This is a genomic window from Peribacillus sp. Bi96, assembly GCF_918698115.1.
In the GTDB taxonomy this organism is placed as follows: Bacteria; Bacillota; Bacilli; order Bacillales; family DSM-1321; genus Peribacillus.
Genome location: NZ_CAKKLV010000032.1, coordinates 1 through 15,433 on the forward strand (window position 1 = coordinate 1; position 15,433 = coordinate 15,433).

Genomic DNA, 15,433 nt, shown 5'->3' on the forward strand with positions numbered 1-15,433 from the left:
TCAAGATGAGATTTCCCATGGCGCAAGCTAGTAAGATCCCTGAAAGATGATCAGGTTGATAGGTCAGAGGTGGAAGCGTGGCGACATGTGGAGCTGACTGATACTAATAGATCGAGGACTTAACCAACGCTTTTTGAAAAATGAAATACCTTCTTATTATCTAGTTTTGAAGGAATGAAAATTTCTTCTTGCATTCTCATCTCATACATGTTATGATTATGAATGTACTGAAAAAGGTTAAATGTTTGGTGGCGATAGCGAAGAGGTCACACCCGTTCCCATTCCGAACACGGCAGTTAAGCTCTTCAGCGCCAATGGTAGTTGGGGGTTTCCCCCTGTGAGAGTAGGACGCCGCCAAGCTATAATCTTTGTATCCTTTTTGAAAAAAAGGGAATACTTAATTTATAAAAGTAACATTTATACCGTCGCGGGGTGGAGCAGTCCGGTAGCTCGTCGGGCTCATAACCCGAAGGTCGCAGGTTCAAATCCTGTCCCCGCAATCATGAAAAAAACGAAACCTAGGTTTCGTTTTTTTGTTTTATCTGAAATTCAAATAATTATGTCCCTAACTTATTTGTGTCTTCTTTTGAAACAAGGTAAACTACATATATAGAAGTTTTTGCTCCATTTTAATATTGAGTTTATAGTTTTCGTCATGTACGATATGACGTTTTGCTAATAATGATAAAGGTGATTAATATATGCAACAATTTGAATTGATTTCTCACAATGAGGAAGAAACAGCACAGTTTGCGCAGAAGTTGGCACTAATGCTTTCGAGTGGTGATGTACTGGCTTTAGAAGGTGATCTTGGTGCAGGGAAAACGGCATTCACAAAAGGGCTGGCTAAAGGATTAGGCGTTTCTAGAACAGTAAATAGCCCAACTTTTACGATAATAAAGGAATACAAGGGTCGATTGCCTTTATATCACATGGATGTATATCGGGTAAGTGAATCCGAAGAAGATTTAGGCTTTGATGAATACTTTGATGGTGACGGTGTAACCGTCGTTGAATGGGCTCATTTAATTAAGGATTACCTCCCTAGTGAAATCTTAACCATTTATATTTATCGTCTTAGTGATATAAGCCGGCGCATTGTCTTGGAAGCCAAAGGCGAACGATATGAAACGTTATGTAAGGAGATTATTTGATGAAGGTTTTAGCTATAGATACATCGAACTTTACATTAGGGATAGCACTGGTAAATGGAAGTCAAGTAATTGGCGAATATACGACCAACCTAAAGAAAAATCATTCAGTGCGGGTAATGCCAGCTATTGAGACGCTGCTAAGGGATTGTGATACTAATCCGAAGGATTTGACCAAGATAGTGGTAGCTCGGGGCCCAGGCTCTTATACAGGGGTGAGGATTGGTGTGACGATTGCAAAAACTTTGGCCTGGACACTCCAGATTCCTTTATCAGGTGTTTCTAGTTTAGAAGTTTTAGCAGCAAATGGTCGTTATTTTAATGGTTTGATATCTCCCTTGTTCGATGCAAGAAGAGGGCAGATTTATACTGGATTATATGAAATGGAAAATGATCTGTTAGAAACAATCATGGAAGATTGTAATATTCTATCCTCTGAGTGGGCGATTCGATTGAAAGAATTAAATCGTCCTGTTTTATTTATTGGTCAAGATGTGGACATCCATCGGGATGCAATTACGGAAGCGTTAGGCGATTTAGCCGTATTTGCTCCTATACAGTCCTTTAACTCGAGACCAAGCGAACTGGCCTTTATTGGTCTTAACAAGACTGAAGAGGATATTCACCAGTTTGTACCAAACTATATTCGCATGGCTGAAGCGGAAGCTAAGTGGCTCGAACAGCAGGGGAAATAAAAAAGGAAAGCGACCGATTATTATGAGTAAAACATTGACGTTCCGAAAAATGGAAACGGAAGATATCGACCAAGTGCTACACGTGGAAAAACAGTCCTTCACTTTACCTTGGAGCCGGGAAGCTTTTTTTAATGAATTGAATCACAATCAATATGCCGTATATATGGTGATTGAGGATGAAGGGAAAATTGCCGGTTATTGCGGTGCGTGGATCGTCATTGATGAATCACACATTACCAACATTGCGATTTTACCTGAATATCGAGGGCAAAAGCTTGGGGAAGCATTGCTTCGGAAGATGATTGAAATCTCCATTTCCATGGGGGTGGTAAGGATGACGCTTGAAGTTCGTGTCAGTAATGCAGTAGCCATTTCACTTTATGAAAAACTAGGTTTTCAAAAGGGTGGAATCCGTAAAAATTATTATACAGATAATCAAGAAGATGCTTATGTTATGTGGGTGAATTTTTTATGAAAACAGATCAACTTATATTAGGAATCGAAACGAGCTGTGACGAAACGGCAGCAGCTGTTATAAAAAATGGAACAGAGATATTGAGCAATGTCGTGGCTTCACAAATTGAAAGCCATAAACGTTTTGGCGGTGTCGTCCCTGAAATAGCTTCCCGCCACCATGTAGAGCAAATTACAATTGTTCTTGAAGAAGCACTTCTTCAGGCAGGTGTGACATATGAAAATTTAGATGCTATTGCCGTTACAGAAGGACCTGGTCTTGTAGGGGCACTATTAATAGGAGTGAATGCGGCAAAGGCCGTAGCTTTTGCACATGGAATCCCAATTGTCGGTACGCATCATATAGCGGGCCATATATACGCAAATAGACTTATTCAGGAAATCCAATATCCTGCCCTCTCTTTAGTCGTTTCGGGAGGCCATACCGAATTGGTGCTTTTAGAAGAACCAGGTTGTTTCAAGGTGATAGGGGAGACGCGGGATGATGCAGCAGGAGAGGCATATGATAAAGTGGCTCGAACTTTGGGGCTCCCGTATCCCGGAGGCCCTCATATCGATAGGCTTGCACAAGAGGGCTCACCTTCATTGAAACTGCCTCGGGCTTGGTTGGATGATAGCTATGACTTTTCTTTCAGCGGATTGAAATCAGCTGTAATCAACACTTTGCATAATGCAGAACAGCGTGGGGAAATAATTGAACCTAAAGATTTAGCGGCTAGTTTCCAAGCAAGTGTTATAGAAGTACTTGTAACGAAAACGGTGAAGGCTGCGAAGGAATATAATGTGAAACAAGTATTGCTTGCCGGAGGAGTTGCGGCAAATAAAGGCCTGAGGGAAGCGTTAACGGAAGCTTTTAAGGTTATGCCTATGGACATATCCATTCCGCCCCTCTACCTTTGTACGGACAATGCAGCCATGATTGGTGCTGCTGGCAGTGTCATGTTCGAAAAAGGAAAGCGCTCTGGATTGGATTTGAACGGAAACCCAGGATTGGATATAGAAGCATTTTAATGCACGTGAAGACAGGATGCCTAAATTCGGCATCCTGTCTTTTTTATCCTGTGTATAAAAAAATAGAATATTCTGTGGATAATTATTTTTGATAAACAAACTGCATGTGTATAAACACGTGTTTTTGTGGATAAGTGGATATGTTTCTGTGGATAATGTGAATAACTCAAATTATCGGCTTGTGCACGGTAAGTGTTTTGTTAATAAGTATGTGGATAACTTTGAAGAAACAGAAAAGAAAAGACCGAGTCATTTGACTCGGTCCATTGTCATTCTTCCAATTCGGCCCATTCTTCGAGAAGCTGGTCTAGTGTTTTCTGTGCTTTATCAAGATTTGTTTGGACTTCCATTACTTTTTCATGGTCTTGGAAGACATTTGGATCACAAAGGAGTTCATTGTATTCGTTTATTTCGGTTTCAAGCAACTCCATGGCTGCCTCGATTTCCTCAATGCGCCGTTTTCGCTGACGTTCAGCTTTTTTTGCTTCTTTATCGATTTTGTAATTTGTTTTTTCTGCGGCTACATCTAATGTTTTTGCTTTATTCTCCTGTTCAAGTGCTTTGATTTCCGCTTGCTCCTGTTTTTTCTCTACATAGTAGTCATAATCACCGAGGAATTCTTTGTTGCCGTCTTTGGAGAGCTCGATCACTTTCGTTGCTATCCGATTTATGAAATAACGGTCATGTGAGACGAATAGAATAGTTCCCGGATAATCAATCAATGCGTTTTCCAGCACCAATTTACTGTCGAGATCTAAATGGTTCGTTGGCTCATCCAGAATTAAAAAATTCCCTTTTTCCATCATCATTTTGGCCAGGGCAAGCCGGGCCTTTTCGCCGCCGCTTAGTGTGGAGACGGTCTTCAAAACATCGTCCCCACTAAAAAGGAAATTACCGAGTACCGTGCGTATATCCTTTTCAGGCTTCAGGGGATATTCATCCCATAATTCATTGAGTACGCGTTTATTGGAAACCAGGTTTGCTTGTTCCTGATCATAGTAGCTGACTTCAACATTCGTTCCAAATCGGAAACTTCCAGAACGTGCCGGCAGCTTAGAGATGATTGTTTTCAATAACGTTGATTTCCCGACACCATTCGGGCCAACAAGAGCAATGCTTTCGCCCTTTGTCATGCGGGAATTTATATTTTTTGATACCGTTTCTCCTTCGTAACCTATTGCCAAGTCCTGAAGATGAAGTACTTCGTTTCCGCTTTGCCTTTCAATCTGGAATGAAAAATTAGCGGATTTTTCATCACCTTGCGGCTTGTCCAATACATCCATCTTTTCGAGCTGTTTGCGTCTGCTTTGCGCTCTTTTCGTAGTGGAAGCTCTTGTGATATTACGTTGGACAAAGTCACGAAGCTTTTCGATTTCCCCTTGTTGTTTCTCGAACAGCTTCATGTCCCGCTCATAATCTTCCGCTTTTCCCTCTAGGTAAGAACTATAATTACCATAGTATTTCTTCATGTTATTCCGGGAAATTTCATATACCTGGTTTACAACTTTATCTAGAAAATAGCGGTCATGGGAAACAATAAGAACAGCTCCTTGGTAACTCTGTAAATATTGTTCAAGCCAAGAGAGGGTTTCGATATCCAAATGGTTCGTTGGCTCATCCAGAATCAATATATCAGGTTTCCTTAAAAGCAGCTTCCCTAAAGCAAGTCTTGTTTTTTGCCCACCGCTTAAAGTGGAAATTAGGGTAGAATAGTCAAAGTCGGCAAACTGGAGTCCATGCAATACCGAACGGATATCCGCTTCATATTGATAACCGCCCTTCTCTTTGAAGGCGACCATCAAAGTGTCATATTCATTTAATACTTTTTGATAAATTGCTTCATTTTCAAAGATGTCAGGTCTGGCCATATCAGCCTCAAGGCGCCGCAGTTCCTTTTCTTGCTCCATAAGATCCTTGAATACCGTCAGCATCTCATCCCAAATGGTCAGCTCGGATTCCAATCCCGTATCCTGAGCCATATAGCCGATGGTGACGCCTTTTGGCTTGATGATTTCACCACCATCATGGGAAATCTGCCCGGCTATGATTTTTAGCAGAGTCGATTTACCAGCGCCATTTCGGCCAACAAGTGCAATTCGATCTTTATTTTGAACTTCGAGCTTCATATTTGATAAAATAAGTTCAGCACCATAATATTTCGATAGTTGATTGATTTGTAATAAAATCATAGATTTCACCTCAATTGATTATTGTTAGTGTAACGTATTATAGTTATTATCGGCAACAGCTTGGTTCCGGGCTAAAAACAAGCTGTTACATAAAGTGGAATAATAGTGTATGATTTAGGAGGGGTTACTTAAATGGGAGACTTGACGCATTTTAATGAACAAGGCAGGGCCAAAATGGTTGATGTGAGTGCGAAGCCTGAAACATCCCGGACCGCAATAGCTCAATCGAGCATTTTATTGAATGAAGAAATATATGAATTGGTCACCAACCAAAAAATCAAAAAAGGTGATGTATTGGCTGTTGCACAGGTTGCAGGAATCATGGCCAGCAAAAATACATCCAATATAATTCCGATGTGCCATCCCATTCCTCTGCAAGGGGTCAATATAGCCTTTGATTGGGAAAAAGAAGATCAAGGATATAGGCTTAGGATTGAAACGGAAGCTAAGACAAAAGGAAGTACAGGTGTGGAAATGGAAGCGTTAACAGCTGCATCCGTAACTGCTTTGACTATTTATGACATGTGTAAGGCCATTGATAAAGGAATGGTAATCGGGCCTACATTCTTAGTGGAGAAAACAGGTGGAGTGTCTAGTAGCGATTATAAAAGACAAGTAAATCGAACAGATAGAGATTAGAGATTAGAGATTAAGTTGAAAAGCATGTGTGAAGGCGGGGAAGAATGATGAACCATGACCCAAAGATACCGCAGGCAACGGCCAAAAGGTTGCCCTTGTATTATCGATTTTTAAAGAACTTACATTCCTCAGGCAAACAAAGAGTTTCCTCTGCAGAGCTAAGCGAAGCTGTAAAAGTGGATTCTGCTACGATTCGCCGTGATTTTTCCTACTTCGGCGCGCTTGGAAAAAAAGGCTACGGCTATAATGTCAATTATTTATTATCCTTCTTTAGAAAAACACTAGATCAAGATGAACTGACAAAAGTCGCTTTAATCGGTGTAGGAAATTTAGGGACTGCTTTTTTAAATTACAATTTTATGAAAAATAATAATACAAAGATTGAAATGGCATTTGAGGTTTCTGAAGATAAGGTCGGCAAGATAATAGCAGATGTGCCAATTTATCATATGGATCAAATTGATACACTATTGCAGGAAAATAATATTACTGCGGCTATTTTGACAGTACCTGCACAAGTAGCCCAGACGATAACCGATCGTTTAGTCAAAGCCGATATAAAAGGAATATTGAATTTCACTCCCGCGAGGCTGACGGTACCCCCATCGATTAGGGTTCACCACATTGACCTGGCGGTGGAGCTTCAGTCTCTCATCTACTTTTTGAAGCATTATCCTGTAGTGGAAGAAGCTGCATTGGAGGAATAAAAAGAAAAACGCTGCAACTTCGCAGCGTTTTTCTTATTTTTTCTTATTTTTTTGTGCGGCTTTAATCTTAAAGTGCAGCATGATCATCCGTAATCCCGATCCAAAATCAAGAGTCGCAATAAGGATAAGTATATAGGCAAAGATTCCCCATCCTGATGAACTGACGGATTGAATCGCGATCGCTGTAAAAAGAGCACCTAAGCCAGCATAGATGATTCCCATGAATAATGGTGATTGACGTTTCATAATAAACCTCCGATGAAGGCCTGTGCAGTATCTAACATCTTCTCAATATCTTCACGATAGACCACTTGAAAGACGATAACAAGCGTATTCATCGCAACATGTGCGCATATGGACACGAGAATGCGTCCCGTGTGCTTATAAAGGAAAGCAAAGGTAAAGCCCATTGCCGTATATAAAAGAAGATGTTCAAATTCACCATGCGCCAAGCCGAATATAACTGAGCTGAGTAAAGCTGAAATAAAGAAGTTAAAGCGTTTATGAAGTGATCCGAAAATGATTTTTCGAAAAATGATTTCTTCCAATATTGGTCCTATTACTGAAGTGACGAAAATGACCAAGGGGACTTTGTAAATGAGTGAAATGAGCTGCTGTGTATTTTCCGATTCAGACTCCACCCCAAGCATTTGTTCAATGCTCCCAGCAATGGTTTGCGAGAAAAGAGCCAAGAAAATACCTGCTATTGCCCAAAATATGGACACGGGAATCGAGGCTGGGTCTTTTGTATTTATCTTTTCCCTCATATCTTTTCTCATTAATAAAAGAATCAATGATAGAGCAACAAGAAAACTGAATACAATCCAGTATGCGGCAGACTTCACTTCAAGTTCATCAGCAGGCATTCCGGTTGATGATCCGATCAGCATGAAAAGGGGTACCCCAACAATACTGGATAATTGCATGGCAATGTAGGTGATGATGACGAACCAATATTCTTTTTTCAAAAATGAAAACTCCTTTTATTAAGTCACCCATTTGACATATAACGTTCCTGACATGGGGACAATCTATAAGCGCATACTCCAAAATGGTATCAAATATTAGGACAGAACACCACTTAAAGGTACGCCTTAGAAAACATTTCAGTTACTAATCATTATGCTAAAGTAGTATACCCGTAATTTATCAGAAATTAATAAAAAATTTTCGATAAGATACTTGCAAAAAAGGCTCGGTTTATTTAATATTATAAATGTGTTAGCACTCGATGATGAAGAGTGCTAATAATCATGAAACAAATATCAAGAGAATATGAGGAGGTTGTTTCACTTGTTAAAACCATTAGGTGATCGCGTTATTATTGAACTAGTTCAATCTGAAGAAAAAACTGCAAGCGGTATTGTTCTTCCTGATACTGCAAAAGAAAAGCCACAAGAAGGTAAGGTAGTGGCAGTTGGCACTGGCCGTGTTCTTGAAAATGGCGAACGTGTTGCTTTAGAGGTTGCCCAAGGCGATCTAATTATCTTCTCAAAATATGCAGGTACTGAAGTTAAATACGAAGATACTGAATACTTAATTTTACGTGAAAGCGACATTCTAGCTGTAATCGGCTAATTATACATCATACTTAACTGAACGAAAAATTTATTAAAATTTTAGGGAGGTACTTATAAATGGCTAAAGAAATTAAATTTAGTGAAGAAGCCCGCCGCTCGATGCTTCGTGGTGTGGACGCACTTGCAGATGCAGTTAAAGTAACGCTTGGACCAAAAGGTCGTAACGTGGTTCTTGAGAAAAAATTCGGTTCACCGCTTATCACGAATGACGGTGTAACAATCGCTAAAGAAATCGAATTGGAAGATGCATTCGAAAACATGGGTGCGAAATTGGTTGCTGAAGTAGCAAGCAAAACAAACGATGTAGCTGGTGACGGTACAACTACTGCAACGGTTCTAGCACAAGCGATGATCCGTGAAGGTCTTAAAAACGTAACAGCTGGTGCTAACCCAATGGGAATCCGTAAAGGAATCGAGAAAGCGGTCAATACTGCCATTGCAGAATTGAAAGCCATTTCCCAACCAGTCGAAAACAAAGAATCGATTGCACAAGTTGCTGCCATCTCTTCAGCTGATGAAGAAGTGGGACAACTGATTGCAGAAGCAATGGAGCGCGTTGGTAACGACGGCGTCATTACAATCGAAGAGTCTAAAGGTTTCACAACTGAATTGGATGTTGTAGAAGGTATGCAGTTCGATCGTGGATATGCCTCTCCATACATGGTTACAGATTCAGATAAAATGGAAGCTGTCTTAGAAAATCCATATATCTTAATCACAGATAAAAAAATCACGAATATCCAAGAAATCCTTCCTGTACTTGAGCAAGTTGTTCAACAAGGGAAACCGCTATTATTGATTGCTGAAGATGTAGAAGGCGAAGCGCTTGCAACGCTTGTTGTGAACAAACTTCGTGGAACATTCAATGCAGTTGCGGTTAAAGCTCCAGGATTCGGTGACCGTCGTAAAGCAATGCTTGAAGACATCGCAGCTCTTACAGGCGGCGAAGTGATCACTGAAGAAATCGGACTTGATCTTAAATCTGCAACAATCGATTCTTTAGGTCGTGCGTCTAAAGTGGTTGTTACAAAAGAAAATACAACGATCGTTGAAGGTGCTGGAAATACAGCTCAAATTCAAGCTCGTGTAAACCAAATCCGTGTTCAATTAGAAGAAACTACTTCTGAATTCGACCGCGAAAAATTACAAGAACGCCTTGCTAAATTAGCTGGTGGTGTAGCGGTAATCAAAGTTGGTGCAGCTACTGAAACAGAATTAAAAGAACGTAAACTTCGTATTGAAGATGCATTGAACTCCACTCGTGCTGCCGTTGAAGAAGGTATCGTAGCCGGTGGTGGTACAGCACTTCTTAACGTATACAATAAAATTGCAGAAATTCAAGCGGAAGGCGACGTAGCAACAGGCGTGAAAATCGTTCTTCGTGCCATCGAAGAGCCTGTACGTCAAATCGCTCACAACGCTGGACTTGAAGGCTCTGTAATCGTAGAGCGCCTTAAAGGCGAAGCTGTTGGTACTGGCTTCAATGCAGCTACTGGCGAATGGGTTAACATGATCGCATCAGGTATCGTCGATCCGACTAAAGTAACTCGTTCAGCTCTACAAAACGCTGGTTCAGTTGCTGCCATGTTCTTAACAACAGAAGCAGTTGTTGCTGACAAACCAGAACCGGCAGGCGCTGGCGGCATGGGCATGCCTGACATGGGCGGCATGGGCGGAATGGGCGGCATGATGTAATAGGGTTTTAAATCCCTTGAAATATAGGGGTTTAAAGAGTATTTAGAAAAAAATGCTCACCTATTTGCTCACCTAACATGTAAATATCTTTTAAAGTTGAAGGTCTTCCATCAGTTTACTGAACTGATGGGAGGCCTTTTCTTCCATGTTGTCAGTCATATGAGCATAGATATTCATCGTTGTTTGAATATCTGTATGTCCTAATCGTTGTTGAATTTCTTTCAACCCCACCCCTGCTTCGATCAGTAAGGATGTATGCGTATGCCTGAATGAATGCAACGTTATTTCCTTGTTGATATGCGGTAACTTCTTAAGAAGACGTTGTAATCGTATTGCAGGCAGTTTTTGCACCAATGGATATCCCTCTGGTGAAGTGAAGACAAAGTTTTCATCCATATAATGATGCCTGTTTTGAATTTTCATTTTATTTTGCTGTAGTAGATGCTTTTTTAGCAACTTCATGACCTGATTGTCCATTTTAATCGTACGTATAGATCCTTTTGTTTTTGGTGTAAGCAATGTGTAATTCACCTTGTTGTTCGTGGGATTATATAAAGTCTTGGAAATTCTTATAGATCCACTCCTAAAATTGATATCAGGCCACTTGAGAGCTAACGATTCACCTATCCGAATGCCTGAATAGGCTAATAGCGAAAACAGCGTATAATCATTACTAAGTCCTTCAGTACGAGCAAGGGATAAGAATCCTATAAGTTCGTTTTTTTCTAGGAATTTCTTTCTGAGATTCTCCTTTTCAACTTCTTCAATAGTAGCTTGTTGTTTAGGAAGGCTATAGTTTTCTGTCGGGTTCTGTTGTAACCATTCAGACTCAACGGCAAATTTGAAGATCATTCTGCCTGTTGTATGTATCCCATCCATATAGTTCTGTGAATACATTTTGCTCAGCTCATTTAAATATTCTCTATAAACAGACTTACTAATACTTTTTATTGGTGTGTTTGTCCACTGTTTAAGTAATACGTTAGATTCTTTCGTTCTAGCACGTACACTACTTACTTTAGCTTGTGTTGAATAACTTTCAAGCCACTTTTCTGCTAACGTATGAAAGTTCATATTAGAATCTTGTACAAATTCTCCTCTAGAAATTTTGAATTCCATTTCTTTAGCTGCATCTTTAGCGGCTGTTTTTGAAGAAAATCCTGATTTTGTAATCTGTTTTCGTTTTTTTGTAATAGTGTCTATGCCTAGGTTGACGGTGTAACTCCACTTATCCCCCCGTTTACGGAAGTAAGCCATTATGTGCCTCCTTTAATTAGTCATCTTCCAATAACAATTTCAGCATCGTCTTTACTTTTTCTATTTCAGATTCTGATAACACTTTATCTTTATATAAAACATCGTGTACTTCTTGGTTGAGTATATTATCAAGGTTAAATAAATTTCTTTTTAATTCTTCCTCGGTATAGGTAATATAATAGCCGATTCCATTCTCATCTGTTTTTTGATAGACAGATGGTACACTGATTTCTATTATTTCGAGATCACTTTTTGTGTGAGCACCGACGATTGTTGATACAGGCAAAATTTTTATCAATGCTGAAGCTACTAATTCTAGCCAGTCTTCAAAATTTCCAACACCTAATATTTCTCCGAGCTTTTCTCCATATTCTTTTAGAAGTGCTGAATTACTTTTGAGGTTTTCTTCAAGTGACTTATATGTCTTACTATCTGTATTTAAATGTTTAGCCATTTCGGTGATGTCTTTATTCTTATGCAATCTCAATATTTTTAAAAAGTCACCTGCTGTACCATGTAACGCAAGGAGAAATATAAATTTGTCATGAACCATGTACTCAAGTTTAGATTGAAATCTCTTTATATCGGATCTAAGGGTCGCCTTATTAATATAAGGTTCGTTATCATCAGGACATGGAATATTTTCTTTCTTCTCAACAATAAATTGTTTTTTATATTCAATGGGTAAAGTAATCAAAAGCTCTGAAATGTCATCTGACTCTTTTCGATCTGGTGTCATGAAACCGGCAATTCTCATTAATGCGAAGTAGTCTACACCTAATCCGGTTGCTATTTTTTTGATTAATTCTGGTTGTGGTGTATCTCTGTTTCCATTTTCAATTTGAGAGATATAAGAATGAGAAACTCCAGATTTCTCACTTAAAACCCTTATAGACAAGCCTCTCGATTTTCTAATACGCTTTATTTCCTCTCCAAAGGCACTAACCTTTTTCATTTTTCACACCTACTTCCACGTCTGTTTTCATTATAATAACACAATTGTGAACGATTTTGTTAAAGTGGTTGCAAAGTTTATGGTAATGATTTACACTGTGGTTGTAAACAATTGCAACCATATTAGTTTCGATTGTAATCAAAATGGACAGGGGGAAAAGAAATGATTAACTTTGAGATTGATCAGGAACTATTGAAAGAACTTTACCTTCAGAAAGTAGAAGAGCATTTACAGGAGATTGAGATGGAAGTGTTTTTCATGGACTCAAAGCAATTGGCAACTTATTTGAACATGTCATGGAATACAATCGTATCGCATCTTTTATATGATGAGAAATTTCCCAAAGTACGATTAGGTTCAAAATGGCTGTTTAATAGAAAAGAAGTACAAGAGTTTATGGAAAAATATTATCTTGAAGTCCGTAACAATGGCGGTGATATTTTGAAGTATAAACGGAAGCTATAATTTGTGGATGGTTGTGTTTGTGATGGAAGAAAGACCACAAAAAAACCCACTAACTCATAGGCGTGAGTTAATAGGCATCAAAAAAACATTACACTCTTATTTTATATTCGAATTAAGGAATAAGCAAATGCAAAAATAAAAGGGGGGAGTGCTATGGCTAATCGGAAATCAGTCACTCAAAGTGTAGAAAAAGTTCTCCCAGGAGCGAAAATTATTAAATGTCTAGGTTATTTAAATGGGAATACCAACTATAGTGCAGCTAAAAGACCGTTTGAGTCATATAAAAATAAAGAAAGTTTAACTGAAGAAGGAATACAAAAACATCTATCAAAGGGTGGTTGGATTGGAGCATTAATCCCAAGAGGCTTTATTGTAATCGATGTAGATATTCTAGAGCATGCTTCTTATCTTGTAGAGTTGCTCAGAGGAGAAAAAGTCCATCATCATCTAATCAAAACACCAAGGGGCTTTCAATTTATTTTTAAGGCAACTTCTAATGAGAACGTTCAAGTGAAAATGATTAGTCATTTCTTTTCGTCCATAGGGATTGTAGTAGACACTCGGGTTGGCACAACTAATAGTTTAATAGTGTTTCCGACTTATAACACAGAAGGTAGGTTCATATCCCAAATAACGGATCACCCCAATGAACTGCCTTGGTTCTTAAGACCAGTTTGGAATGCTGAAAAGACAAAAGGTTATGAGTTTTCAATTCCTATGCAAAATGGATCACGTAATCAATCACTCTATGATTTTGGAAGAAGGTTGAAATCAACGGGAGTACCGATGGAGCAAGTTGAGAAAAGCATGCTATTAATCTATCAGTATTTCTGTATTGATAAAGACGCTAGCTACACTATAAATGATGTAAAGGCCTCTATTGCTAGCATTGGAAAACTAGAGTCTACTACAAGAAAAAAGCAGTTGGTACAATCAGAATCAAGCAACAATGACTTTGATAAAGTATCGGGATTTGTCATACCTGAGCCATATCGAATTAAGCATGATTCACTTTATAGAATAGAAGTGAAAAAGGTCTACGGAGAATTTCAAGAAATTGAAGTCTTTGTGAGCAGGAATGTTCCATTCATAACTAAATACTTGGAACATATTGAAAAAAGCGAGATATATTATGAAATTAGTTGGCGTAACAAAGGAAAGGACTATAAGGAAACTGTTCCTGCGGGTATGTTAGCCTCAAGGCGTGAATTATTGGCACTTGCAGATAAAGGGTTAAGTTGCAATGATTCAAACTCTAAACACCTAATTGAATACTTTGATTTGTTCATAGGAATAAACGAAATACCGACAGTCGAAATGGTAAATCGGCTGGGGGATGTAAAGGGAAACTTCATACATCCAATTTCAACTAAAGACATACATATAGTTCCGAGCGATGGGGGGGAACAACAAATACTAGAGTCCTTTCGAGTAAAAGGAACTGTTGAAAGTTGGATTAAAAATGTTTTTAACTTAGTGAAGGATCATCCAAAGGCTGTTTTCCCTTTACTAGCATCTTTTGCTTCGGTTATTTTACATGAGTTTGATATGAAGCCCATAGTTGTTGATGTATCAGGAGAATCCAGTAGTGGCAAAAGTGGTTTGCTTCTACTCTGTTCATCAGTGTGGGGGAACCCTAAAGAGTATATTGGATCTTTTAACGTAACCAAAGTGGCGGTTGAAAGAAGATCCGCATTCCTGAATTCTTATCCTCAGATACTTGATGATTCAAATGGAGTAAACGACACCAAAATGATTCAAACGATGATCTATCAATTTGTGAATAACATAGGAAAGCTAAGGGGAAGTATCACAGGCAGCCAACACACCGCATCATGGAAATCGATTATGTTAACATCCGGTGAAAATGAAATCTTGGCCTATGCAGAAGCTCAAGGTGTAGCAGCAAGAGTAATTCCTATTACTGATTTCTCGTTCGAAGGTGAGGACGAAAGCTTTTCGGGAAAACTTTACACCTCATTTACCGACAATCATGGTGCGATTGGAATTGAGTTCTTAAATCGTTGGAAGGATAAACGAAATATTTATTCGCGGGAATTTGAAGAGTACAGAAAAATATATTTGGAAAAATCAGTTAAGAATGATGTTGCGAGAAGAATTTCTCTTCATTACTCTTTTATAGTGTTTACTGGAAAGGTGCTAAATGACCTTTTTAATCGTGAAGGATTAGATGTGGATTTAAAAGCTCTTGAGGCACTTTTCTACAATATATCAAATGAGAACAAGGCGGTTGATAGGCCTTTATTAGAGCTGGAACAGTTACTTGAAGAGATTGATTCAAATCGTAACAGATTATATGTAGAATATGAACCTACACAAACTATTAGTGCTCTATATCACAATGGGGAATTATATTTAACTCCTGCTTACATTAAAGAGAGTTTAGGAGTAAATGCAAAACAAATTCGATCTGCCTGGTTGAAAAGAAATGTTACTGTCACTTTTAAAAATAAGGACTTGGATGTCGATTACACAACTATTAATAAAAGAGGTAGGGCTCATAAAGGAATATTAATCAATAAAGATATTATCAAAAAGTTGGGATTTGACTTCAGCACAAGAAAGTTTTGAATTACAAAAAGGGTTACATGAGG

General features: G+C 38.8%; 15 protein-coding genes, 1 tRNA gene and 2 rRNA genes. 13 read left to right on the plus strand and 5 right to left on the minus strand.

Annotated features, from left to right (window positions below):
- The 7 genes from LQ203_RS24575 to tsaD form a co-directional block, all read left to right on the plus strand.
- A 23S ribosomal RNA gene (locus LQ203_RS24575) occupies positions 1–127 on the plus strand; the annotation flags it as partial.
- A 117-nt stretch (positions 128–244) separates the two neighbouring features.
- A 5S ribosomal RNA gene (gene rrf, locus LQ203_RS24580) occupies positions 245–360 on the plus strand.
- A gap of 66 nt (positions 361–426) precedes the next feature.
- A tRNA-Met gene (locus LQ203_RS24585) sits at positions 427–500 on the plus strand.
- Between the two features lie 201 nt (positions 501–701).
- On the plus strand, positions 702–1,154 hold the full coding sequence (gene tsaE / locus LQ203_RS24590; protein ID WP_230162250.1) for a tRNA (adenosine(37)-N6)-threonylcarbamoyltransferase complex ATPase subunit type 1 TsaE: 453 nt from the start codon (positions 702–704) through the stop codon (positions 1,152–1,154).
- Positions 1,154–1,846: a tRNA (adenosine(37)-N6)-threonylcarbamoyltransferase complex dimerization subunit type 1 TsaB gene (gene tsaB, locus LQ203_RS24595; RefSeq protein WP_230162252.1), complete on the plus strand. Its 693-nt coding sequence runs from the start codon at positions 1,154–1,156 to the stop codon at positions 1,844–1,846. Before tsaE ends, tsaB begins: the two co-directional genes overlap by 1 nt.
- 22 nt (positions 1,847–1,868) lie before the next feature.
- Entirely contained in the window at positions 1,869–2,321 is a 453-nt protein-coding gene (gene rimI, locus LQ203_RS24600) for a ribosomal protein S18-alanine N-acetyltransferase (protein ID WP_230162254.1), read from the plus strand.
- The gene (gene tsaD, locus LQ203_RS24605; protein WP_230162256.1) at positions 2,318–3,331 is read left to right on the plus strand and encodes a tRNA (adenosine(37)-N6)-threonylcarbamoyltransferase complex transferase subunit TsaD; all 1,014 of its coding nucleotides are present in this window, start codon (positions 2,318–2,320) and stop codon (positions 3,329–3,331) included. The genes rimI and tsaD overlap by 4 nt, the downstream gene beginning before the upstream one ends.
- Positions 3,332–3,600: 269 nt before the next feature.
- Here tsaD and LQ203_RS24610 read toward each other — a convergent pair whose 3' ends face one another.
- Positions 3,601–5,520 (minus strand): ABC-F family ATP-binding cassette domain-containing protein, encoded by a 1,920-nt coding sequence (locus LQ203_RS24610; protein ID WP_230162258.1) that lies wholly within the window; start codon positions 5,518–5,520, stop codon positions 3,601–3,603.
- 132 nt (positions 5,521–5,652) lie between these two features.
- Here LQ203_RS24610 and moaC point away from each other — a divergent pair, with 132 nt between their 5' ends.
- Both moaC and LQ203_RS24620 read left to right on the plus strand, forming a co-directional pair.
- Positions 5,653–6,159 (plus strand): cyclic pyranopterin monophosphate synthase MoaC, encoded by a 507-nt coding sequence (gene moaC, locus LQ203_RS24615; protein WP_230162260.1) that lies wholly within the window; start codon positions 5,653–5,655, stop codon positions 6,157–6,159.
- 44 nt (positions 6,160–6,203) lie between these two features.
- Positions 6,204–6,866 (plus strand): redox-sensing transcriptional repressor Rex, encoded by a 663-nt coding sequence (locus LQ203_RS24620; RefSeq protein WP_230162262.1) that lies wholly within the window; start codon positions 6,204–6,206, stop codon positions 6,864–6,866.
- Positions 6,867–6,899: 33 nt separating this feature from the next.
- Here the strand turns inward: LQ203_RS24620 and LQ203_RS24625 are convergent, their stop codons facing one another.
- Entirely contained in the window at positions 6,900–7,112 is a 213-nt protein-coding gene (locus LQ203_RS24625) for a YdiK family protein (RefSeq protein WP_230162263.1), read from the minus strand.
- The gene (locus tag LQ203_RS24630) at positions 7,109–7,834 is read right to left on the minus strand and encodes a CPBP family intramembrane glutamic endopeptidase (protein WP_230162265.1); all 726 of its coding nucleotides are present in this window, start codon (positions 7,832–7,834) and stop codon (positions 7,109–7,111) included. Before LQ203_RS24630 ends, LQ203_RS24625 begins: the two co-directional genes overlap by 4 nt.
- A gap of 325 nt (positions 7,835–8,159) precedes the next feature.
- Between LQ203_RS24630 and groES the strand changes: the two genes are divergently transcribed.
- Together groES and groL are read left to right on the plus strand one after the other, a co-directional pair.
- A complete protein-coding gene (gene groES / locus LQ203_RS24635) occupies positions 8,160–8,444 on the plus strand; it encodes a co-chaperone GroES (RefSeq protein ID WP_053348954.1) in 285 nt (94 codons plus the stop codon).
- 59 nt (positions 8,445–8,503) lie between these two features.
- Positions 8,504–10,141, plus strand: coding sequence for a chaperonin GroEL (groL, locus tag LQ203_RS24640; protein ID WP_063235581.1), 1,638 nt, complete (start codon positions 8,504–8,506; stop codon positions 10,139–10,141).
- A gap of 90 nt (positions 10,142–10,231) precedes the next feature.
- Here groL and LQ203_RS24645 read toward each other — a convergent pair whose 3' ends face one another.
- The gene (locus tag LQ203_RS24645) at positions 10,232–11,398 is read right to left on the minus strand and encodes a site-specific integrase (RefSeq protein WP_230162267.1); all 1,167 of its coding nucleotides are present in this window, start codon (positions 11,396–11,398) and stop codon (positions 10,232–10,234) included.
- Positions 11,399–11,414: 16 nt separating this feature from the next.
- Positions 11,415–12,353 (minus strand): helix-turn-helix transcriptional regulator, encoded by a 939-nt coding sequence (locus LQ203_RS24650; protein ID WP_230162269.1) that lies wholly within the window; start codon positions 12,351–12,353, stop codon positions 11,415–11,417.
- Between the two features lie 162 nt (positions 12,354–12,515).
- Between LQ203_RS24650 and LQ203_RS24655 the strand changes: the two genes are divergently transcribed.
- Both LQ203_RS24655 and LQ203_RS24660 read left to right on the plus strand, forming a co-directional pair.
- Positions 12,516–12,818: a helix-turn-helix domain-containing protein gene (locus LQ203_RS24655; protein ID WP_214774319.1), complete on the plus strand. Its 303-nt coding sequence runs from the start codon at positions 12,516–12,518 to the stop codon at positions 12,816–12,818.
- A 153-nt stretch (positions 12,819–12,971) separates the two neighbouring features.
- Positions 12,972–15,410 carry a DUF927 domain-containing protein gene (locus LQ203_RS24660; RefSeq protein WP_230162271.1) on the plus strand — a complete coding sequence of 813 codons (2,439 nt, stop codon included), beginning with the start codon at positions 12,972–12,974 and terminating at the stop codon, positions 15,408–15,410.
- Positions 15,411–15,433: the final 23 nt, after the last annotated feature.